Annotated in this window: 13 protein-coding genes; 8 read left to right on the plus strand and 5 right to left on the minus strand. The window is 69.3% G+C overall.

The window, feature by feature from the left end:
* Positions 1 to 105: 105 nt before the first annotated feature.
* Positions 106 to 1599 (plus strand): GTPase HflX, encoded by a 1494-nt coding sequence (gene hflX, locus ACP4J3_RS41155; protein WP_426541700.1) that lies wholly within the window; start codon positions 106 to 108, stop codon positions 1597 to 1599.
* Between the two features lie 97 nt (positions 1600 to 1696).
* On the opposite strand, the gene ACP4J3_RS41160 is transcribed toward hflX, so the two are convergent.
* The 3 genes from ACP4J3_RS41160 to ACP4J3_RS41170 all read right to left on the minus strand — a co-directional run bounded on the left by ACP4J3_RS41160 (position 1697) and on the right by ACP4J3_RS41170 (position 5605).
* Entirely contained in the window at positions 1697 to 2905 is a 1209-nt protein-coding gene (locus ACP4J3_RS41160; RefSeq protein WP_426541702.1) for a trypsin-like serine peptidase, read from the minus strand.
* 261 nt (positions 2906 to 3166) lie between these two features.
* Positions 3167 to 4384: a trypsin-like serine peptidase gene (locus tag ACP4J3_RS41165; RefSeq protein ID WP_426541704.1), complete on the minus strand. Its 1218-nt coding sequence runs from the start codon at positions 4382 to 4384 to the stop codon at positions 3167 to 3169.
* Positions 4385 to 4567: 183 nt separating this feature from the next.
* Positions 4568 to 5605, minus strand: a complete 1038-nt coding sequence (locus ACP4J3_RS41170; RefSeq protein ID WP_426541706.1) for a GlxA family transcriptional regulator — start codon at positions 5603 to 5605, stop codon at positions 4568 to 4570.
* Between the two features lie 71 nt (positions 5606 to 5676).
* Between ACP4J3_RS41170 and ACP4J3_RS41175 the strand changes: the two genes are divergently transcribed.
* The 5 genes from ACP4J3_RS41175 to ACP4J3_RS41195 all read left to right on the plus strand — a co-directional run bounded on the left by ACP4J3_RS41175 (position 5677) and on the right by ACP4J3_RS41195 (position 14792).
* A complete protein-coding gene (locus tag ACP4J3_RS41175) occupies positions 5677 to 6993 on the plus strand; it encodes an APC family permease (RefSeq protein ID WP_426541708.1) in 1317 nt (438 codons plus the stop codon).
* A 381-nt stretch (positions 6994 to 7374) separates the two neighbouring features.
* The gene (locus ACP4J3_RS41180; protein WP_426541710.1) at positions 7375 to 9066 is read left to right on the plus strand and encodes a diaminobutyrate--2-oxoglutarate transaminase family protein; all 1692 of its coding nucleotides are present in this window, start codon (positions 7375 to 7377) and stop codon (positions 9064 to 9066) included.
* A 247-nt stretch (positions 9067 to 9313) separates the two neighbouring features.
* Positions 9314 to 11401 carry an IucA/IucC family protein gene (locus ACP4J3_RS41185; RefSeq protein ID WP_426541712.1) on the plus strand — a complete coding sequence of 696 codons (2088 nt, stop codon included), beginning with the start codon at positions 9314 to 9316 and terminating at the stop codon, positions 11399 to 11401.
* A gap of 39 nt (positions 11402 to 11440) precedes the next feature.
* Positions 11441 to 12262 (plus strand): GNAT family N-acetyltransferase, encoded by an 822-nt coding sequence (locus ACP4J3_RS41190; protein WP_426541714.1) that lies wholly within the window; start codon positions 11441 to 11443, stop codon positions 12260 to 12262.
* A gap of 544 nt (positions 12263 to 12806) precedes the next feature.
* Positions 12807 to 14792 carry an ATP-dependent DNA helicase gene (locus tag ACP4J3_RS41195; RefSeq protein ID WP_426541716.1) on the plus strand — a complete coding sequence of 662 codons (1986 nt, stop codon included), beginning with the start codon at positions 12807 to 12809 and terminating at the stop codon, positions 14790 to 14792.
* 171 nt (positions 14793 to 14963) lie between these two features.
* On the opposite strand, the gene lexA is transcribed toward ACP4J3_RS41195, so the two are convergent.
* Positions 14964 to 15743, minus strand: coding sequence for a transcriptional repressor LexA (gene lexA, locus ACP4J3_RS41200; RefSeq protein WP_426541718.1), 780 nt, complete (start codon positions 15741 to 15743; stop codon positions 14964 to 14966).
* 563 nt (positions 15744 to 16306) lie between these two features.
* Here lexA and nrdR point away from each other — a divergent pair.
* A complete protein-coding gene (gene nrdR / locus ACP4J3_RS41205; RefSeq protein ID WP_426541720.1) occupies positions 16307 to 16873 on the plus strand; it encodes a transcriptional regulator NrdR in 567 nt (188 codons plus the stop codon).
* Between the two features lie 164 nt (positions 16874 to 17037).
* Positions 17038 to 19935 carry a vitamin B12-dependent ribonucleotide reductase gene (locus ACP4J3_RS41210; protein ID WP_426541722.1) on the plus strand — a complete coding sequence of 966 codons (2898 nt, stop codon included), beginning with the start codon at positions 17038 to 17040 and terminating at the stop codon, positions 19933 to 19935.
* 1547 nt (positions 19936 to 21482) lie between these two features.
* Here the strand turns inward: ACP4J3_RS41210 and ACP4J3_RS41215 are convergent.
* Positions 21483 to 22016 carry a TerD family protein gene (locus ACP4J3_RS41215; protein ID WP_426541724.1) on the minus strand — a complete coding sequence of 178 codons (534 nt, stop codon included), beginning with the start codon at positions 22014 to 22016 and terminating at the stop codon, positions 21483 to 21485.
* Positions 22017 to 22049 lie beyond the last annotated feature (33 nt).

Below are 22049 nucleotides of genomic sequence, written 5' to 3' on the forward strand. Positions count from 1 at the left end.
CCGTGCGACCATTTTCGGGTCGGTGCGGCGCGGCCCGCGGGAATCTCCCGGGGCGCTCGTGCGTTGAACCGGCGTAAGTGGATTTCCGACCGACGTAAGGACCCAATGACCTCCTCTTCTTCCTTTTCCCAGGACACGCAGCGTTTCGCGCACACCTACGCCGACGGTCGCCGGGCCGATGCCCTGATGGAAGAGGACGTCGCCTGGAGCCACGAGATCGACGGAGACCGGGACGGCGACCAGTTCGACCGCTCCGACCGCGCGGCCCTGCGCCGTGTGGTGGGCCTCTCCACCGAACTCGAGGACGTCACCGAGGTCGAGTACCGCCAGCTCCGCCTGGAGCGGGTCGTGCTCGTCGGTGTCTGGACCTCGGGTACCGCGCAGGACGCGGAGAACTCGCTGGCGGAGCTCGCCGCTCTCGCGGAGACCGCGGGCGCGCTCGTGCTCGACGGCGTGATCCAGCGCCGCGACAAGCCCGACGCGGCCACCTACATCGGCTCCGGCAAGGCCGACGAGCTGCGGGATATCGTGCTCGAGTCGGGCGCGGACACCGTCATCTGCGACGGTGAGCTCAGCCCGGGCCAGCTCATCCACCTCGAAGACGTCGTCAAGGTCAAGGTCATCGACGGTACGGCCCTGATCCTCGACATCTTCGCCCAGCACGCCAAGTCCCGGGAGGGCAAGGCGCAGGTCGCGCTCGCGCAGATGCAGTACATGCTGCCGAGGCTCCGCGGCTGGGGTCAGTCGCTGTCCCGGCAGATGGGCGGCGGCAAGGGCGGCGGCCTCGCCACCCGTGGCCCCGGTGAGACCAAGATCGAGACGGACCGGCGACGGATCCGCGAGAAGATGGCGAAGATGCGCCGGGAGATCGCGGAGATGAAGACCGGCCGCGAGATCCAGCGCCAGGTGCGCCGACGCAACAAGGTGCCCTCGGTCGCCATCGCGGGCTACACCAACGCCGGCAAGTCCTCCCTGCTCAACCGCCTCACGGGCGCGGGCGTGCTGGTCGAGAACGCGCTGTTCGCGACCCTCGACCCGACCGTGCGCCGGGCCGAGACCCCGGGCGGGCGGCTGTACACACTGGCCGACACGGTCGGGTTCGTACGGCACCTGCCGCACCACCTGGTCGAGGCGTTCCGCTCCACCATGGAGGAGGTCGGCGACTCCGACCTGATCCTGCACGTGGTGGACGGCTCGCATCCGAACCCGGAGGAGCAGCTCGCCGCCGTGCGCGAGGTGATCAGGGACGTCGGCGCGGTCGACGTACCGGAGATCGTGGTGATCAACAAGGCGGACGCGGCCGACCCGCTGATCCTGCAGCGGCTCATGCGGATCGAGAAGCGCTCCATCGCCGTCTCGGCCCGCACCGGCCAGGGCATCCAGGAACTGCTCGCCCTGATCGACAACGAGCTGCCCAGGCCGTCCGTCGAGATCGAGGCCCTGGTGCCGTACACGCACGGCAAGCTGGTTGCCCGCGCCCACACCGAGGGCGAGGTGATCTCCGAGGAGCACACCCCGGAGGGCACGCTGCTCAAGGTGCGGGTGCACGAGGAGCTGGCGGCGGACCTCGCGCCGTATGTTCCGGCGCCGACCGCCTGAGCCGTCGCAAGAAGGCGGCCTGAGCTGCCGTAGAACCGCCGAAGGCCCGCCCCCTGTCACAGGGGGCGGGCCTTTTGCATGGGTCAGTGTGCGCGGGTCACTGGCCGCCGTACGTCCTGCTCATGTTCTGGTACAGCGACTCGGCTCCGGCGCCCAACTGCGGGCCCGCGAGCCAGGTGTTGTCCTGCGGGCCGATCGATGTGTTGGACACCAGCGTGGTCCTGCCGTTCACCACGCGGAACCAGCCGCCGCCCGACGAACCGCCGGTCATGGTGCAGCCGATGCGGTACATCGTCGGCAGGGCCGGGCTGAGCGAGAGACGGCCCGGACGGTCGAGGCACTTGAACATCCGCAGACCGTTGTACGGCGGTGCCGCCGGGTAGCCCCAGGCGCCCATCGTGCCGACCTCGGTCGCGGACGGGGCGGTGAAGTCGACGTCCAGGGCGCCGGTCGTCTCCTCCAGCGACTTCGCACCGGCCTCCGGCTTCACATGCAGTACGGCGTAGTCGTACGCCGCGCCCGCGCCGCCCGTCTCCGAGCCGCCCTGGATCCACTGGTTGGAGGTCGAGACCCAGTTGGCCCACCAGTTGCCGTAGGGAGCGATCTGAGTGGATGTGGCATTGCGCAGCGCGGCCTCGGACTTGCCGAGGTCGTTGTAGGCCGGGACGAAGACGATGTTGCGGTACCAGCCGCCGCTCCGGCCGGCGTGCACACAGTGGCCGGCCGTCCAGACGAGGTTGGACTTGCCGGGGTGGTTGACGTCCTTGACGACGGTGCCGGAGCAGACGGCGGGGCCGTCGGGGGTGTCGAAGAAGACCTTGCCGACGGGGGCCGCGTTCTCGTGGTACGGCGTCTTCTCCGCCGTGGCCCGGACCGGCTCCGGCTCCGGGTCGCTCACGCCCTGGTCGGCGGCGGTGTCCTGCGTGGTGACCGTCTTGTTGGCCTCCTTCGCGGACTGCATCCGGTCAGGCTTCCACAGGCCCTCGATGACCGGATTGACGAAGTCCTTGGCCTCGCTGAGCCACTTGTCCTTGTCCCAGTTCTTCCAGGCGCCGTCCTTCCACTTGTCGACGTCGATCCCGTGCTCCTTGAGCTTGTCCGCGATCTCGGCCGGGATCTCGACCTTGCCGTCACCGGCGGCGTCGGCGGCTTTCGAGGCGGCGGCCTCGGCCCGGTCGCTCGTCGAGTCCCCGGCTGAGCCTCCGCAGGCGGTCGCGGTCAGTGCCAGCGCGGCGACGAGCCCGGTGGCGGCGAGGAGGGAGCGCCGCCGGCGGAGTGGCACTGCGGGCGCAGGTGTGGAACACATGGTGCGATAACCCCCGTTGAAGCGTGATGCTGCTGTGCGTGAGCGTGAGCGTGTGCGTGTGCGCGTGCGTGTGTCTGCGTCTGTGGGAAGCGACGGTGGAGCCGTCCGACCGCAGGCTCCGTTCGGCCCCTCGGACGCGACATCCCACTATGCCCGGGGAGTTGAGAGCGAACGGCGGTGAGGCGGTGAAGGTTTCTCCCCACCATCCCACCGCCGTGCGGTCCGCCGTGCGGTGACGTCACCCTCCGGCTTCGGCGATCGTCACCGACCGGCGAACTTCTCGCTCACCCCGTCGAAGATCGTCTTGGCCTCCTTGCCCAGCCGCGGTCCCGCCAGCCAGCCCGCGTCCACCGGTCCGATCGAGGTGTTGGACACGAGCGCGGGCTTGCCGTCCGAGCCGGCCGTGATCCAGCCGCCACCGGACGAACCGCCGGTCATCGTGCAGCCGATGCGGTACATGGTCGGATCGGAGGCACTGAGCGACAGACGGCCCGGCTGGTCCTGGCACTGGTACAGCTTCTGGCCGTCGAACGGAGCTGCCGCCGGGTAGCCGATTGCCTTCATGCTGTCCACATCCGGGACGGCCGGGGCGTTGAAGTCCACGGGGAGAGCCGAACCGACGGTCTCCTCCAGCGACTTGCCGCCGCCCGCCTCCGGCTTCACATGCAGCACCGCGAAGTCGTACGGGGCGCCCTCGCCGCCCGTCGGACCGCCCTGGTCGATCCACTGGTCCGAGGTCTGCGCCCAGTCGGCCCACCAGACGCCGTACGGGGCGACCTGCTCCCTGGTGGCGCTCTCCAACGCGCTCGAGCCCAGGGCCTTGTCGTTGTACGACGGCACGAACGCGATGTTGCGGTACCAGCCGCCGCTCTTGCCGGCGTGCACGCAGTGACCCGCCGTCCACACCATGTTGGACTTACCGGGGTTGGCCGGGTCCTGTACGACCGTCGCCGAGCAGACCATCGTGCCTTCGGGGGAGTCGAAGAACACCTTGCCCGCCTCCGGGGCGTTGGCGTGGTACGTGGGCGACACGGCCTGCGCGTCCACCGGCTGAGGCGTCGGGTCGGTCACACCCTGGTCACCGGAGAGGTCGCTGTCGTCGACGCCCCGGTCCGGGTCCTCGGCGTCGCGCATGCGGTCCGGGTCCCACAGGCCCTCGATGATCGGGTTGATGTAGTCCTTGGCCTCGCGCAGCCAGTCGTCCCGGTCCCAGTTCTTCCAGGCGCCGTTCTTCCACTTGTCGATGTCGATCCCGTGTTCCTTGAGCTTGTCCTTGATGTCGTCCGGGATCGTGATCTTGCCTTCACCTCCCGCCACGGCGGACGCGCCGGCGTCGGCACCCGCCTCCGAGTCGCCCGACTCGCAGGCGGTGACGGTGAGAACCAGCGCCGCGGCGAGCGCGACCAGGGGAACCGGAGAGGTTCTGCGGCGGGCGCTCCTCCCTCGGCGGGAGGTGAACGACGGCCGTATCGATCGCATGGTCTGATTCCCCCTGATGTGAAGGTACTTGACGCTGGTCGTGCGGGTTGTCACGGCGCGCTGCGATGGCGCGCTGGGACGGCACCACACACTATGCGCTCGCTGTGGGGGAGTTCCGACGGAACGGCAACGGTTTCGCTACGGGCTTTCTGAGCAGGCAACTTGTCCGGATCGCCACCGTTTTCACGTCTCCGACGGTATCCCTTGATGACCTTGCCCGGCGAGCGCCCCGGAAGCCCGGGTCCCGCCCTGCTCCCGTGTGGCGCGGTGCCGGAAGACGTGGCGATACGTCTGCGGCGAGACGCCGGTGAGCCGGCCGAAGTGGTACCGGAGGTTGGTCGCGCTGCCGAAGCCGGTTCGCCGCGCGACACTCTCGACGGCGGCGTCGGTCGTCTCCAGCAACTCCTGGGCGAGGCGCACCCGTTCCTGGAGGATCCATTGCAGGGGCGTCGTACCGAGCGTCTCGCGGAACCGCCGGGCGAAGGTGCGCTCGCTCAGCCCCGCCCGCCGGGCGAGCTGCGGCACCGTGAGCTGCTCGTGCAGATGACGGCGGGCCCATTCCAGAACCGGTGCGAGCGTGCCGCTCGCCTTCCGCACCCGGACCGGCGACCGCGCGTACTGCGCCTGTCCGCCCTCGCGATGCGGTGGCACGACCATGCGCCGGGCCACCTCGTTGGCGACCGCGGAGCCGTAGTCCTGGCGGACCAGATGGAGGCAGAGGTCGATGGCGGACCCCGTACCGGCCGACGTGAGGATCGTGCCGTCCTCGATGTAGAGGGAGGTCGGGTCGAAGTCGACGTCGGGGAAGCGGTGGCTGAAGTCCATCGCGCTCATCCAGTGCGCCGTCGCACGCCGCCCGTCGAGCAGCCCCGCCGCGGCCAGCACATAGGCGCCGGAACAGATGGAGACGATACGGCGGCCCCTCCCGTGGGCGCTGCGTACGGCTTGCAGCAGGTCGGCGGGGGGATCGAGCTGCACGGCCCGGGAACACGCCGCCACGACCACGGTGTCGGCCTCCGCCAGCCCGTCCAGCCCCTGCGAGGTGGGCACGACGAGCCCGGTCGCCGTACGCAGCGGCCCCGGCTGCGCCGCACACAACCGCATCTCGTACCAGGGATCCACCAGATCACTGCGATCGATACCGAACACCTCGCACGGAACGGCGAGTTCGAACGTCGGGGCGCCATCGGCCACGGCAACGGCCACAACATGTCGCTGCATGGCAGGAATTTAGCGTGCCCTGTCGTTTCTGCCGATTGTGCGTGCTGATCACGCTCGGAAACCCTCTCTGCATGAGTTCCGACACCATCAAGACGCACACGATCCGGCCGTCGGGCCGGCTCACCGCGGTGCAGGGCACGGCCATGTACGTGGGCGCGGTCCTGGGCACCGGGGTGATCGCGCTGCCCGCGCTCGCCGCCGAGGCCGCCGGCCCCGCCTCCCTGCTCGCGTGGCTCGCGCTCGTGCTGCTGTCGGCTCCGCTGGCGGCGACCTTCGCGGCTCTGGGTGCACGGCATCCGGACGCGGGCGGGGTGTCCCACTATGCGCGCCTGGCGTTCGGCGACCGTACGGCGGCCGTGGTCGGCTGGTGCTTCTACCTCGCGGTTCCTCCGGGAGCGAGCGCGGCGGCCCTCTTCGGCGGCGCCTATGTGTCCGCGGCGCTCGGCGGCGGGCGGACCACCACCACGGTGACCGCGGTCGGACTGATGGCCGTCATCACCGCGTCCAACGCGGTGGGCGTGCGGGTGACCGGGCGCTTCCAGTTCGCCCTGGCCGGGCTGCTCGTCGCCCTGCTGCTGGTGGCGGTGGCCTTCTCCCTGCCGCACGCCGGCACCGACAACCTGCGGCCCTTCGCACCGCACGGCTGGACCGCGATCGCTCCCGCGGCGGCCCTGCTGGTCTGGAGCTTCGCCGGCTGGGAGGCGATCACCCACCTCGCGGGCGAGTTCCGCTCCCCGAGCCGTGACCTGCCGCGAGCCACGACCGCCGCAGTCGTCATCGTCGGCGTGCTGTACCTGGCGGTCGCCTTCGCCGTCATCGCGGTGCTGGGCCCCGGCGCCGCCCGCTCCGAAGCGCCGCTGGGCGAGCTCATGGCCCAGGGGCTGGGCGGCAACGCCCGGCTGCTCGCCGCGGTGGCGGCACTGCTGCTCACCCTCGGCGCGATGAACGCCTACTTCGCGGGCGCCGCCAAGCTCGGCGCCGCCCTCGGCCGGGACGGGGCGCTGCCGGCCTGGCTCACCCGGGGCAGCACGGCCGGTGAAGTGCCGCGCCGCAGCCTCAGCGTCGTGTCGTCGCTCGCCCTGCTGTCGCTGGCCACCGTGACCCTGACCGGAGTGGGAGCCCGTCCGCTGGTACTCCTGACCACCGGGTCGTTCGTCGCCGTGTACGCGGTCGGCGTGGCCGCCGCCGTACGCCTGCTGCCGAAGCGCGGCAAGGCCCGCGCGGCGGCGCTCGTCGCCCTCGTGGCCGTGGTGATCATGCTGCTCATGTCGGGCCGGTACCTCCTGTGGCCACTCGCCGTCACCGGCGCCGCCCTGCTCTACCTCAGGCTCAATGGCCCACGCGCCGACCGGGCGACCTTGGCGAGCGCCGGCACTGGGCGACAGTGATCCGATCCGCACCCCACGGCACCCCGACCCAGGTTCGGTGTCCCGCATGGACGGCGCCGCCCATGTGCGGCGGCGCTCGCAGCGGGGCCCGGTCCGTGGCGACCGGACAGCCACGACACCGCGAGCCGCGGCCGTCTCCGCGGCATCCGGTTGGGCGGCGGCCGGATCACTGATGGTTTTGTCTCGGCAAGGATCTTGAAGCAACCCGTAACCGGGTGAACGGTCCGGGGTTGGTAGCCGTGGGGGGCCGGCCGCCCGTGTGCGGTCCCCCGTGCCCAGTTCCCCGGAGTTTCGAGTGGACGCTCGCGGGGCTTCGTATGTCGGGTCGGGCGAGGATGCGAGAGACCTGCTCGCCCCTGGACAGCGGGAGGACAGGGAGCCATGGTCGTGACCGAATCTGTGCGCGGGGGCATGTCCGAGTCGGCGGGGGTGGGCGCCGCCGCGCACGAGGGGATCCTGCGACGGCAGTCGGCCCGTGAATCGGCGGCGCGCACCTACGCGCGTGCCCTGCCGATCGTGCCGGTGCGGGCGCGTGGGCTGACCATCGAGGGGGCGGACGGCAGCCGCTACCTGGACTGCCTCTCCGGCGCGGGGACCTTGACGCTCGGACACAACCACCCCGTGGTCCTGGAGGCCATCCGCAAGGTCCTCGACTCGGGCGCGCCCTTGCACGTCCTCGATCTGGCGACCCCCGTCAAGGACGCCTTCATCACCGAACTGTTCCGCACCCTGCCACCCGGACTCGCCGACAACGCCCGCGTGCAGTTCTGCGGACCGGCCGGCACCGATGCGGTGGAGGCCGCCTTCAAGCTCGTCCGCGCCTCGACCGGCCGCACCGGAATCCTCGCCTTCAGCGGCGCCTACCACGGCATGACCGCCGGAGCGCTCGAGGCGTCCGGGGGCGCCTTTGACGTACGGGTCGCGCGCCTGCCCTACCCGCAGGACTACCGCTGCTCCTTCGGCGTCGGCGGCGACCACGGCGCCGAACTCGCCGCCCGCTGGACCGAGGCCGTCCTCGACGACCCCAAGTCGGGCGTCCGGCACCCCGCCGGGATGATCCTCGAACCCGTCCAGGGCGAGGGCGGAGTGATCCCCGCACCGGACGGGTGGCTGCGACGTATGCGGCAGATCACGGCCGACCGCTCCATCCCCCTGATCGCCGACGAGGTCCAGACGGGCGTCGGACGCACCGGCTCCTTCTGGGCCGTGGAGCACAGCGGCGTCACCCCCGACGTGATGGTCCTCTCCAAGGCCATCGGCGGCAGCCTGCCCCTTGCTGTCATCGTCTACCGCGACGACCTCGATGCCTGGCAACCCGGCGCCCACGCCGGCACCTTCCGCGGCAACCAACTCGCCATGGCCGCCGGCACCGCGACGCTCGCCTACGTCCGCGAGAACCACCTCGCCGAGCGCGCGGCCGAACTGGGCTCGCGCATGCTGCACCAACTTCGCGGACTCGCAGGCGAGTTCGAGTGCATCGGGGATGTGCGGGGGAGGGGATTGATGATCGGGGTCGAGGTGGTCGATCCAGAAGCCGAACCCGAGCGCCACGAGGAGCGCTCGCAGCCTCCGGCGACTGGGGACGGGATCTCCGCCCTGGCCGCTCCGTACTGGCGTGGGGGAGCCGCCGGCCAAGCGGTGCCAGGCCCTTCGGCAGACCTCGGTCAGCTTGGAGACGGGGCCGGAGGACTCGCGGCTCTCGACCCTGCCGGGAGCGCGAGCGGTGCTCCGACGGGCGTTGCCTCCGCCGGTCGAGGAGGAGGAACGGCGGCGGTGCCAGGCGGCTCGGAAGGGCGCCCGCGACCCGCCGCCCCCGAACTCGCCGCCGCCGTCCAGCGAGAGTGCCTGCGACGTGGCCTGATCGTCGAGCTCGGCGGCCGGCACTCCAGCGTCGTACGGCTGCTTCCACCCCTGACCATCAGCGACGAACAGGCGACCGCGGTGCTCGACCGACTCGCCGACGCGATGGACGCGGCCTCCCGCGGTCACACCGGCCCCGACCGGCCGCACGGTTCGCAGGCAGGGGAGCGACGGCATGGCGACCGATCCGGTCGTGCCGACCGCGTGGGCTAGCCGGGCAGCCAATGGAGGCGTGACGGTACGCACGCCGACCCGCTCCCTCGCATCGTCGTCCGTCGACCGAGCCCTGCCCAGGCGGCGGCTCACCCTCAGCCGAATCATCACGCCTCCCCGACACACCGACTCCAACTGACACACCCCCTCCAAAAGCGCCTTCACGCGGCCCTCTCCAAGCCACGCCCCTCACCGCGGTACGGCCGTCGCCGCCGCGCAATCCAGAACCACCCCAAGAGGACCAACCTTGAACAGCACCCCCGCAACGGACGGCCGTCCCGACACCCATCCGCGAGACCCCTCCGCAGCACGCGTCTCGCAGGAGGAGCCGCCGGTTCCCTCGCAGGTACCGGCCCGCACGCCGGCCCAGGCAGGCGCCCCGGACATCGAGCGTCTGCACGGCATCAGCTTCGACCTCCTGGAACACGCCGACCCGCACATCGCGGCCCAGGCCGCGGCCGTTGAGAACCTGCTCCGCTGCTGGGTACGCGAGAGGAACATCCCGGCACCCCACAACGGGATCCTCCGCATCCCGCTGCCTGCCACCGGCACAGCCCTGCTGGTCGCGGTCCACTACTGGTCCCCGACGGGGTGGCACCGCCTGGGCATCCCACACCTGGCCGACGTGCCGGACCAGTCCCCGCCCATCGACGCCGTCACCCTCGCCGCACTGCTCGCCAGGGAGACGGCCTCGGACTCGGTGTCCTCCGGCTACGACCCCGCCACCTGCCTTGCCTCCAACGCCGCAGCCGTTCCGTTGGCCTCGGCGCCTGACGACGCATCCCGAACCGCCACCACCGCCGGATCCGAGACGTCCACGGCACCGAAACCCGCAGACCTCACGACCTGCCCGACATCCGCCGGCCCCGATCTCGCCGCCCGTGTCGCCGACTCCACCCGGCGAACCGCCACCTTCATCAGGGAGCGGCGAGAGAAGCCGGCCGACAGCCCCGACCTCTTCCTCTCTGCCGAGCAGGCGCTCCTCCTCGGACACCCGCACCATCCGACACCGAAGAGTCGCGAGGGCCTCTCCGAGGCCGAAGCATGGCTGTACTCACCCGAGTTGCGCGGCTCCTTCCCCTTGCACTGGCTGGCTGTCGCTCCCTCCCTTCTCGCCACCGACTCGGCATGGACCGAACGCGGCCGTGTCGTCCCCGCGGCCCAGCTCACAGCCCGACTGGCCGGCCCTGAGCTGCCGCTGCCCGACGACGGCTACATGGCCCTGCCCCTGCACCCTTGGCAACTCCGGGAGGTCCGGTACCGTCCGCAAGCCGCGGCGCTGTTCGATGCCGGACTGCTGGTCGACCTCGGCGCCCACGGCGCCGCGTGGCATCCCACCTCCTCCGTACGTACCGTCCACAGATCCCACGCCCCGGCCATGCTCAAGCTGTCGCTCGGCCTGCGCATCACCAACTCTTGCCGTGAGAACCTCCGCAAGGAGTTGCACCGAGGCGTGGAGGTCCACCGCCTTCTGCGAAGCGGTCTCTGTACGCAGTGGCAGGCCGCGCACCCGGCGTTCGACATCGTTCGCGACCCGGCCTGGCTCGGCGTCGACGGGTTGGACGGTGTCCCGGTTCCAGGTCTCGACGTGATGATCCGGCACAACCCCTTCCGACCCTCCGACGACGTGTCCTGTGTAGCCGGCCTCGTCTCACCTCTCCCTCTCTCACAACCTGGCAGTCCCGCGGCCCGCTCCCGCTTGGACAGGGAGCCTTTGCGGTCCCGCCTGGCCGAGCTGGTCACACGTCTCGCCGCCCGAACCGGCCGCCCGCGAGGAGCCGTTGCCGCGGAGTGGTTCCTGCGGTACCTCGAACATGTCGTTCGCCCAGTGCTGTGGCTCGACGCCCGGGCCGGAGTCGCCCTGGAGGCACACCAGCAGAACACGCTGCTTCTGCTGGACGCAGACGGTTGGCCTTCGGGCGGCCGGTACCGCGACAACCAGGGCTATTACTTCCGTGAGTCCCGGCGAGCCGAGCTCGAGGCCCGGCTGTCCGGCATCGGGGAGCACAGCGACACCTTCGTCTCGGACGAGGTCGCCGATGAGCGGTTCGCGTACTACCTCGCGATCAACAACGTGTTCGGTCTCATCGGCGCCTTCGGCTCCCAGCGCCTCGCCGACGAACGGCTGCTGCTCGCCGCGTTCCGCGGCTTCCTCGGCGAAGTGGCCTCCGGTCCCGCTCGGCTGCGCACCGCGCTGCCTTCCCACCTCCTCGACTCACCGGTCCTGCGCTGCAAGGCCAACCTCCTGACCCGGCTGCACGGCCTCGACGAACTCGTGGGCCCGGTCGACACCCAGTCCGTCTACGTCACCATCGCCAACCCCCTTCATTCCTGAGGAACATGCCCCACCCCGCCTCCTGAGAGGAGAGTCCCCGTGTCTCCCACCGACGCGAGTGCCAACGCGGGCATCGCCCCGGCCACCGAGATCGGCACCCCCCTGAGTCCAGCTGCTCGCGAGAGCCGTACCGGCCCGTCAGCCGACGCGGGCGCAGACATCGAGGACACGCTGGATCTGCGCCTGCCCTGCGAACTCCTCGCCCTCTTCGCGGAGGACACCGGTGTCGGCGGGAAGCGAAGCCCCGGCGCAGACACAGGCGCACCTGACTCAGCTCTCCGGAACGCCGGTGATCTGCTCGGGAACGTCGCCGGCTGGGGACCGGCCAGTACAACGGCAGGGGCTTTGCACCTCGTCCCCGTGCAGATCGAGCGAGACCTTCCGATCATCAGCCGGTGGATGAACGACCCCGCCGTCACAGCGTTCTGGGGGCTGGCCGGACCCGAGAACGCGACCGAGGAGCATCTGCGCTCCCAGCTCCATGGTGACGGGCGCAGCGTTCCGTGCCTGGGTCTGCTGGAGGGCACGCCGATGAGCTACTGGGAGATCTACCGGGCCGATCTCGATCCGCTGGCCCGCCACTATCCCGCTCGGCCCCATGACATTGGAGTCCATCTCCTTGTCGGGTCCGTCGCCGACCGTGGGCGAGGCCTGGGCGGGACCCTTCTCCGAGCCGTCGCCGACCTCGCACTCGACAAGTGGCCCGCCTGCGCTCGCATCGTCGCTGAACCCGACATTCGTAACACCCCTTCTGTGGCTGCCTTCCTGACCGCCGGCTTCCGGTTCTCCGCCGAGATCGCCCTGCCCGCCAAGCGAGCCGCGCTCATGATCAGAGACCGGAGCCTGCGTCATCTGCTGTGACGCCGCGTCGCGGCATCATCACTTTTGGTACACCGCTCGCGCTGATCCGGTTCCCACTCCCGCGGAACCGAATTCAGGCCGAGTCGATGACTGCCGCGATCAGGAGACTGCGCGGGGCGCGTCCGCCACAGGATGGGTCTCATCGTCTCCGCACCGAAGGCTCACGGCCCCACCCGAGTCCGCGGCCGGCCGAATCCGGGTCCGCAGACGGCCTAGTCCGGGTCCGCAGACGGCCGGATCCGGGGGGCGCAGCCGACAACCCGGATCCGCAGCCGGCTGCCCCCCCCCGGGCCCCGCAGCCGACTGCCTCCGGGCTCACAGCCGACCGCCTCCGGGCTCACAGCCGACCGCCCTTGATCACATCCGAGCCTGCCCCCGACCTCACTCCGCCTCCCACCCGAACCACCCCTGACCTCAACCGATCCGTTCCCGCACCCACCCGAACCGACCCGATCCCCACCGAGGAAACCCCGGTCTTGATCCAGTCTCCCGACTTCACCGTGGTGGCCCGAATGTCAGTGGTGGGCCGTAGGGTGGTCGCGCTATGACGAAGCCCTCACTCCCCGAACTCCTGCATGCTGCCGTCACTGCCGTTGGCGGCACGGAGCGCCCCGGCCAGGTCACGATGGCCGAATCCGTCGCGGAGGCGATCGACGGCAACTCACATCTGCTGGTCCAGGCCGGCACCGGCACCGGCAAGTCGTTGGGCTACCTCGTGCCCGCGCTCGCGCACGGGGAGCGCGTCGTCGTGGCGACGGCCACCCTGGCCCTTCAGCGCCAGCTCGTGGAGCGGGACCTGCCCCGCACTGTTGAGGCGCTGCACCCGCTGCTGCGCCGCCGCCCCGAGTTCGCGATGCTCAAGGGCAGGTCGAACTACCTGTGCCTGCACCGTCTGCACGAGGGCGTCCCGCAGGACGAGGAAGAGGGGCTCTTCGACCAGTTCGAGGCCGCCGCCCCCACCAGCAAGCTGGGGCAGGACCTGCTGCGGATGCGGGACTGGGCGGACGAGACGGAGACGGGCGACCGCGACGACCTGGCGCCCGGCGTGTCCGACCGTGCCTGGGCGCAGGTGTCGGTGTCGTCGCGGGAGTGCCTCGGCGCCTCGAAGTGCGCCTACGGCGCCGAATGCTTCGCCGAGATGGCCCGTGAGCGGGCCAAGCTCTCGGAGGTCGTCGTCACCAACCACGCGCTGCTCGCGATCGACGCCATCGAGGGCGCACCGGTCCTCCCGCAGCACGAGGTACTGATCGTCGACGAGGCGCACGAACTGGTCTCCCGCGTCACCGGAGTCGCCACCGGCGAACTCACTCCCGGCCAGGTCAACCGAGCGGTGCGCCGCGCCGCGAGGCTCGTCAACGAGAAGGCCGCCGACCAGCTCCAGACCGCCGCCGAGGGCTTTGAGCGGCTGATGGAGCTCGCTCTGCCGGGCCGCCTGGAAGAGATCCCGGAGGACCTCGCGTACGCGCTCATGGCGCTGCGTGACGCCTGCCGCACCGTCATCTCCGCGATCGGCGCCACCCGCGACAAGTCGATTCAGGACGAGGACGCGGTCCGTAAGCAGGCGCTGGCCTCGATCGAGACCGTGCACGACGTGGCGGAGCGGATCACCAACGGCTCCGAGTGGGATGTCGTCTGGTACGAGCGTCACGACCGCTTCGGCGCGTCCCTGCGGGTGGCGCCCATGTCGGTGTCGGGTCTGCTGCGCGAGAAGCTCTTCGCGGACCGCTCCGTAGTCCTGACCTCCGCGACCTTGAAGCTCGGCGGCGACTTCAACGGCGTCGGTGCGTCCCTGGGGCTCGCTCCGGAGGGCACGGAAGGCGATGACGTCCCGCAGTGGAAGGGCGTGGACGTCGGCTCACCCTTCGAGTACCGGAAGCAAGGCATCCTCTACGTCGCCAAGCACCTGTCGCGCCCCGCACGGGACGGCGACCGTGCGGACATGCTCGATGAGCTGACCGAACTGATCCAGGCGGCCGGCGGTCGCACCCTCGGCCTGTTCTCCTCGATGCGAGCCGCCCAACTGTCCGCCGAGGAGCTCCGCTCCCGCATCCCCGAGTTCCCGATCCTGCTCCAGGGCGAGGAGACGCTCGGCGAGCTGATCAAGAACTTCGCGGCCGACCCGAAGACCTGCCTGTTCGGCACGCTGTCCCTCTGGCAGGGCGTCGATGTGCCCGGCCCCAGTTGTCAGCTCGTCGTCATGGACAAGATCCCGTTCCCGCGCCCTGACGACCCTCTGATGAGCGCCCGCCAAAAGGCGGTGGAGGACGCCGGAGGCAACGGCTTCATGGCGGTCGCCGCCACCCACGCCGCGCTGCTCATGGCCCAGGGTGCCGGCCGTCTCGTACGGGCATCGGGGGACCGGGGCGTCGTCGCCGTACTGGATCAGCGGCTGGCCACGGCCCGCTACGGGAGCTATCTGAAGGCGTCACTGCCCGACTTCTGGTACACGACGGACCGTAACCAGGTCCGAAAGTCGCTTGCGGCGATCGATGCCGCGGCGCAGCAGGCGGAGGCGGCACAGCCCCAGTGATCGTGGTTGGCCTGTAGCGGGCGCCCGCTACAGGCCAACCACTGATCCCAAACCGTTGACGCCGGGGTCCGACCGCGTGGACCTCGGGACAGCACAGGGCCCCGGAACCGGCGCAGGGGTCCCGGGGCCCGGTCAGGGGGCGACACCTTCCGGGTTCGCCCGCCGCAGCCGTCACACGCGCCGCAGCACCGCCACCACCTTGCCCAGAATGGTCGCGTCGTCACCGGGGATCGGCTCGTACGCCGCGTTGTGCGGGAGCAGCCAGACGTGGCCGTCCTCGCGCTTGAAGCGCTTGACGGTGGCCTCTCCGTCGAGCATCGCGGCCACGATGTCACCGTTCTCGGCGACCGGCTGGCGACGGACGGTGACCCAGTCACCGTCGCAGATCGCGGCCTCGATCATGGAGTCGCCGACGACCTTCAGCACGAACAGCTCACCGTCGCCGACGAGCTGACGGGGGAGGGGGAAGACGTCCTCGACCGACTCCTCCGCGAGGATCGGGCCACCGGCGGCGATACGGCCGACCAGCGGGACGTACGACGCGGCGGGCTTGCCGGCGGTGTCCGTGGGCTGCACGGAGGCGGCCTGGTCGGAGCCGCGTACCTCATATGCGCGCGGGCGGTGCGGGTCGCGGCGGAGGAAGCCCTTGCGCTCCAGTGCCATGAGCTGGTGCGCGACCGAGGACGTGCTGGACAGGCCGACCGCCTGGCCGATCTCCCGCATCGACGGTGGGTAGCCGCGCCGCTGCACGGAATCCCTGATGACCTCGATCACGCGGCGTTGCCGGTCGGTGAGCCCTGAGCTGTCCGCCCGGATGCCGGGAGGTCGACCCGGCAGGGAACGCTTGTGTCCCTCGGGATTCACGGCTTCGTTCATCGCATGCACCGGCTCGAGTCGGCTCTGGGAGCGGTCCTGGGCAGTGATGGTGGCACTGTCTGCGGTGGTGGTCACGTCGGCCCCTCTCGATGGTCTCCCTGCTGCACAACGGTAGTTGCTTTCGAAAGGTTGCGCCAAACACACGTTCGAGTGAAAAATCGCGGATCGGCTTACGTGATCGCGTGTCGGGGTGTATGGCTGACGACCTGACCGGCGGGCAAAAGGGCCCATTGTTGTACTCTTCACCGCCGGGGCGTGACCTCGTGGGTCGTTGCCCCAGTCTGCCATCAGGGATCAGTTCAACCAGGAACCGACCCTCATCTGCGCGGGAGTCCCACGCCCCCTCCGCGCGGCGCTCACGGTATCTCCGTATGTGCCGCAGCGATACGGCTGTGCAGCCACGAGTGTGGAGCGCAGGCGCGGTCCAGGGTACGTGCCCGTGCTCCATGCGACACGCGCGCATGGCCTGGATGTATGAGCCAATCCCCACATCTAGTGGTTGGATTGCGGCAGCAGCCCAGAAGTTGTGGTCCCCCGGGTCTTCGGACGCTCGGAGATCGCCTATGCTTGGGGCTGCTTCGCGGGGCCCATGAGGCCAGGCGAGGCTATTGAGTCTGCTGTGAGGAGGGTTGGGAGTTATGCACTGCCCCTTCTGCAGGCACCCCGACAGTCGTGTCGTCGACAGCCGTACGACCGACGACGGCACATCGATCCGCAGGCGCCGCCAGTGTCCTGAGTGCTCCCGTCGTTTCACGACCGTGGAGACATGCTCGCTGATGGTGATCAAGCGGTCCGGAGTCACCGAGCCGTTCAGCCGTACCAAGGTCATCAACGGCGTGCGCAAGGCATGCCAGGGACGACCTGTCACCGAGGACGCGCTCGCCCAGCTCGGCCAACGGGTCGAGGAGGCGGTGCGGGCCACCGGAAGCGCCGAGCTGACCACCCACGACGTGGGGCTGGCCATACTCGGCCCGTTGCAGGAACTCGACCTCGTCGCCTATCTGCGATTCGCCTCCGTCTACCGGGCGTTCGACTCGCTCGAGGACTTCGAGGCCGCGATCGCGGAACTGAGGGAGGCGACGGGACGCGCCGCGGACGACGACGACCGCGAGGGCGATGTGGACGCAGGCACGGGGGGCCAGGAAGACAAGCGCGGGGCCGGGGGGACTGCACAGGTCCCGGTGCCCGCCAACGCCGCCGACTGAGGGCGAGCCGGACCCGGTGGTCAGACCCGGATCCGGTCGAGAGGGCGGCGACAGAAGACCTGCTGCGGGTGGCGATCAGAGGGTGCCCGCAGCACCAGACAGAACACGTGCCACGGGGAACATCGGGGCACTTCAGGGCGTTTTAGCCCGTACAGGGAGGCGGCATGACAGAGACGGCGAGCGGTCCGGCACGGAGTTCCCGCGCCAAGGGCAGCAAGGCGGCCAAGGGACTGCGTATCGAGCGCGTCCACACCACCCCCGGCGTGCACCCGTACGACGAGGTGGCCTGGGAGCGCCGTGACGTCGTCATGACCAACTGGCGCGACGGCTCGGTCAACTTCGAGCAGCGCGGCGTCGAGTTCCCCGACTTCTGGTCGGTGAACGCGGTCAACATCGTCACCAGCAAGTACTTCCGCGGTGCCGTCGGCACCCCGCAGCGCGAGGTGAGCCTGAAGCAGCTCATCGACCGCATCGTGAAGACGTATCGGAAGGCCGGCGAGGACAACAAGTACTTCGCCTCGCCCGCCGACGCCGAGATCTTCGAGCACGAGCTGGCCTACGCCCTCCTGCACCAGATCTTCAGCTTCAACAGCCCCGTCTGGTTCAACGTCGGTACGCCTCAGCCGCAGCAGGTCTCCGCCTGCTTCATCCTGGCCGTCGACGACTCCATGGAGTCGATCCTCGACTGGTACAAGGAAGAGGGCATGATCTTCAAGGGCGGCTCCGGTGCCGGCCTGAACCTCTCCCGCATCCGCTCCTCCAAGGAGCTGCTGTCCTCCGGCGGCAACGCCTCCGGTCCGGTCTCCTTCATGCGTGGCGCCGACGCCTCCGCAGGAACGATCAAGTCGGGCGGTGCCACGCGTCGCGCCGCCAAGATGGTCATCCTCGACGTCGACCACCCCGACATCGAGGACTTCATCGAGACCAAGGTGAAGGAAGAGGAGAAGATCCGCGCGCTGCGCGACGCGGGCTTCGACATGGATCTGGGCGGCGACGACATCACGTCCGTCCAGTACCAGAACGCCAACAACTCGGTCCGTGTGAACGACGAGTTCATGAAGGCGGTCGAGGCGGGCGGCAAGTTCGGCCTCCGCGCGCGGATGACCGGCGAGGTCATCGAAGAGGTCGACGCCAAGGCCCTGTTCCGCAAGATGGCCGAGGCCGCCTGGGCCTGCGCCGACCCCGGCATCCAGTACGACGACACCATCAACCACTGGCACACCTGCCCGGAGTCCGGCCGTATCAACGGCTCGAACCCCTGCAGCGAGTACATGCACCTGGACAACACGTCCTGCAACCTGGCCTCGCTGAACCTGATGAAGTTCCTGAAGGACGACGGCAAGGGCAACCAGTCCTTCGACGTCGAGCGCTTCTCCAAGATCGTCGAGCTCGTCATCACCGCGATGGACATCTCCATCTGCTTCGCGGACTTCCCGACGCAGAAGATCGGTGAGAACACGCGCGCGTTCCGTCAGCTCGGCATCGGCTACGCCAACCTCGGTGCCCTGCTGATGGCGACCGGCCACGCGTACGACTCCGACGGCGGCCGCGCCCTCGCCGGTGCCATCACCTCCCTGATGACCGGCACGTCGTACAAGCGCTCCGCCGAACTCGCCGCGGTCGTCGGCCCGTACGACGGTTACGCGCGCAACGCGCAGCCGCACCTGCGCGTCATGAAGCAGCACGCCGACGCCAACGGCAAGGCCGTCCGCATGGACGACCTCGACACTCCGATCTGGGCCGCCGCCACGGAGGCCTGGCAGGACGTGCTGCGCATCGGTGAGAAGAACGGTTTCCGTAACTCCCAGGCGTCCGTCATCGCCCCGACCGGCACCATCGGTCTGGCGATGTCCTGCGACACCACGGGCCTGGAGCCCGACCTCGCGCTGGTCAAGTTCAAGAAGCTGGTCGGCGGCGGTTCGATGCAGATCGTCAACGGCACCGTTCCGCAGGCCCTGCGCCGCCTGGGCTACCAGGAGGAGCAGGTCGAGGCGATCGTCGCCCACATCGCCGAACACGGCAATGTCGTCGACGCCCCCGGCCTCAAGCACGAGCACTACGAGGTGTTCGACTGCGCCATGGGCGAGCGCTCCATCTCGGCGATGGGCCACGTCCGTATGATGGCCGCGATTCAGCCCTGGATCTCCGGCGCGCTCTCCAAGACGGTCAACATGCCTGAGTCGGCGACCGTCGAAGAGGTCGAGGAGATCTACTTCGAGGCCTGGAAGCTGGGCGTCAAGGCGCTCGCCATCTACCGCGACAACTGCAAGGTCGGCCAGCCGCTCTCCGCGAAGACCAAGGAGAAGGAGAAGGCCGAGATCACGGAGAAGGCCGAGGCCACCATCCGTGAGACGGTCGAGAAGGTCGTCGAGTACCGCCCGGTCCGCAAGCGCCTCCCCAAGGGTCGTCCCGGCATCACGACGTCCTTCACGGTCGGCGGCGCCGAGGGCTACATGACCGCCAACTCCTACCCGGACGACGGTCTTGGCGAGGTCTTCCTGAAGATGTCCAAGCAGGGCTCGACCCTCGCGGGCATGATGGACGCCTTCTCCATCGCGGTCTCCGTCGGCCTCCAGTACGGCGTGCCGTTGGAGACGTACGTCTCGAAGTTCACCAACATGCGCTTCGAGCCGGCCGGCATGACGGACGACCCGGACGTGCGGATGGCGCAGTCGATCGTCGACTACATCTTCCGCCGCCTGGCGCTGGACTTCCTGCCCTTCGAAACGCGTTCCGCGCTCGGCATCCACTCAGCCGAGGAGCGTCAGCGTCACCTGGAGACGGGCTCCTACGAGCCCAACGAGGACGAGGTGGACGTCGAGGGCCTGGCCCAGTCGGCCCCGCGCGCACAGGAGCTCAAGGCCGTCTCCACTCCGAAGTCCGACGCCGGGGCGGCGGCGAAGGCCGCGCCGCAGCAGGCCCACACCAGCGCCGAGCTGGTGGAGATGCAGTTGGGCATCCAGGCCGACGCCCCGCTGTGCTTCTCGTGCGGCACCAAGATGCAGCGGGCCGGCTCCTGCTACATCTGCGAGGGCTGTGGCTCGACCAGCGGTTGTAGCTGAAGCTGAGCGGAATTGCGTCAGCTGCAACATCCGCCGTAGCTCGCACATTTAGCTGACCATTAGCTGATCAGCAGTTTACGAAGGGGATCGACCGAGCGTCGATCCCCTTCGTCATGCTAGTGACCAGCGTGGCCTAAGCGATTCAAGGGTGGGTGGATCTTCGAGGCAATGTTGGACGGCTGGGTCGTCCAACAGCGAGCTCGGTTCCTGGATGAGGACGACATGATCAAGCCGCGCGGGCGGCTGGTTCGCCGTTTCGCTCTGCACGAATGGAACAAAAACACTCACTCCAGTGTGTACGAGGGAAAACCAGAACGGGGACCGCAGACTATGACGTCTGCGGCGCCAGGAAGCCTGCGGCTTGGACTCCCTGATCTGCGACGCAACCCGAAAGTTCCTGACTTTGGGCGCTACGGAGCGATATTTGTTCGTTGCGCGATCGTCGATGTCCTGGATCATTACCTGGAAGAGATCCGGCCGGCTTTCTCGCCGGGGAAGCGCCCAGTGTTGTGGGTGGCTGAGAGGCGTGGGCGGCTGTCGCTGCGTCGCCTAGATGAAGCCCTCGAAACGGCCCGCGAAATAGCAGGCCTGCCAGACGAGCTCGAACTGGCTACCCGGAACGCGTTGTGCAGGACCAAGTCGGCCATGAATACGCGTCCACCACTGTCATCTGCTCCGGAGTCTCCGACGAATACCGGAACCGTCTGGTGCTGCGGTCGCTAATTCAACCTCAGTCGTAGGACGCGTGGTCCACGATGACACGCGATGGCTCTCCCCGGTCATCTGGCGGGGATGCCGATCAGTCCCACAACCGCGGCGAAGAGACTTGCTGCCCACGGCATCGATATCCGCTCGGTCTCGGCAGTCGTTGTTATCGGGGCCTTCTGTTGTCCGGGTCCCCGAGTGAAAAGGCTTCCCTTCACTGGTTGTGGCGTGGCCCCCGCACTCCACCACCGCGCAATCGCCGGCGGCGATAAAGCGCTGTGCGGTGTTCGTGTATGTATCCGCAAACTGGGCCAGCAGGGGGCGAAAGAGCTCGTTCAGGGCGACCTGTTTGCCCTCGTAAGTCCCGGACCATTTCGTCGCGCCGGTGATCGTCCAGCAGAAGTCGTCGGCGAGGCTCTCGGCCAGGGGGCGGCCGTTCCCTGGCCGAGAGCCCGGCGAAGATGCGCTGCATCAGTCGCGTGTTCTCGGCTTCGCCCATGACATCTCCGTCGCTCGGTGCTTTGGAGACCCGAATCGCCATTCAACAGGCTGGGCGCCGGCGCGGTGAACGTTCGTTGGGACGAGCCAGGCGGGGGCCCGGGTGACGGATGCGGGCGCCGTCTGAAGGTTCGGGCCGTCCGCCGGATGCCGTCGAGTAGCTCGGCTACCGCCCGGGCCCCCGGCCACGGCGACGCAGAGCGTGAACTGGCAGGAATACCACAGACCTTGAAGGGCTCTGACTGCAGGTTCCGCGAGAGAGGGGCGCCGACCATGTGTCGGCGCCCCTCTTTGTCGTACGTCCCCTCACGCGCGGGGCGTCTCCACGCGTGTGCGTGCGGCTCTCAGGGTCGGCGAGTGCGGCCCATGGTTGCCGTGAACGTCTCCGGGTCTTCCTCGAAACCGAGGACGCCGGGACGGAACTCCCACGGGCCCGACCCCTCGCGGACGAACTCCGCGACCGTCGCCGCCGTCGACCCGAGGACGCCGCCGAAGTCGTCCTCGGCCATGACGGTGTAGCCCTCGCGGATGCGCAGGGCCGGTTTGATGACGCTGACGAAGGTGCGCTGCGCGGGGCGCTGCTGGATCACGACGCCGACCATCACGCGCGCGTACCGGCTGTCGAGCCGGTCGAGCTCCACGGTCAGCACCTCGTCCCAGCCGAAGCCCTTGCCGTCCTTGCTGTCCCGGTTGAGATAGATGGTGCCGTCGGGCGAGCGGCTGTCGAAGTGCACCACGTAGGCGGGATCCCCGTAGGGATCGCTCGCCGGATATGTCGCGGCCACTATGTCCAGATCGGTGGGTGGCTGTCCGGCCGCACTCGGGTCCCACTTGAGTGAGATCTCGATCTTCCCGAGCCCCTTGTTGATGGCGTTCACCAGGCTTCCCCTTCCCCGTAACGCGTTTGCCCT

The sequence above is a fragment of the Streptomyces sp. UG1 genome, assembly GCF_049974585.1.
In the GTDB taxonomy this organism is placed as follows: domain Bacteria; phylum Actinomycetota; class Actinomycetes; order Streptomycetales; family Streptomycetaceae; genus Streptomyces.

Excerpts from the sequence above, each read along its gene's own strand:
- hflX (WP_426541700.1), top strand. The coding sequence starts at position 106 with ATGACCTCCTCTTCTTCCTTTTCCCAGGACACGCAGCGTTTCGCGCAC.
- ACP4J3_RS41160 (WP_426541702.1), bottom strand. The coding sequence starts at position 2,905 with ATGTGTTCCACACCTGCGCCCGCAGTGCCACTCCGCCGGCGGCGCTCC.
- ACP4J3_RS41165 (WP_426541704.1), bottom strand. The coding sequence starts at position 4,384 with ATGCGATCGATACGGCCGTCGTTCACCTCCCGCCGAGGGAGGAGCGCC.
- ACP4J3_RS41170 (WP_426541706.1), bottom strand. The coding sequence starts at position 5,605 with ATGCAGCGACATGTTGTGGCCGTTGCCGTGGCCGATGGCGCCCCGACG.
- ACP4J3_RS41175 (WP_426541708.1), top strand. The coding sequence starts at position 5,677 with ATGAGTTCCGACACCATCAAGACGCACACGATCCGGCCGTCGGGCCGG.
- ACP4J3_RS41180 (WP_426541710.1), top strand. The coding sequence starts at position 7,375 with ATGGTCGTGACCGAATCTGTGCGCGGGGGCATGTCCGAGTCGGCGGGG.
- ACP4J3_RS41195 (WP_426541716.1), top strand. The coding sequence starts at position 12,807 with ATGACGAAGCCCTCACTCCCCGAACTCCTGCATGCTGCCGTCACTGCC.
- nrdR (WP_426541720.1), top strand. The coding sequence starts at position 16,307 with ATGCACTGCCCCTTCTGCAGGCACCCCGACAGTCGTGTCGTCGACAGC.
- ACP4J3_RS41210 (WP_426541722.1), top strand. The coding sequence starts at position 17,038 with ATGACAGAGACGGCGAGCGGTCCGGCACGGAGTTCCCGCGCCAAGGGC.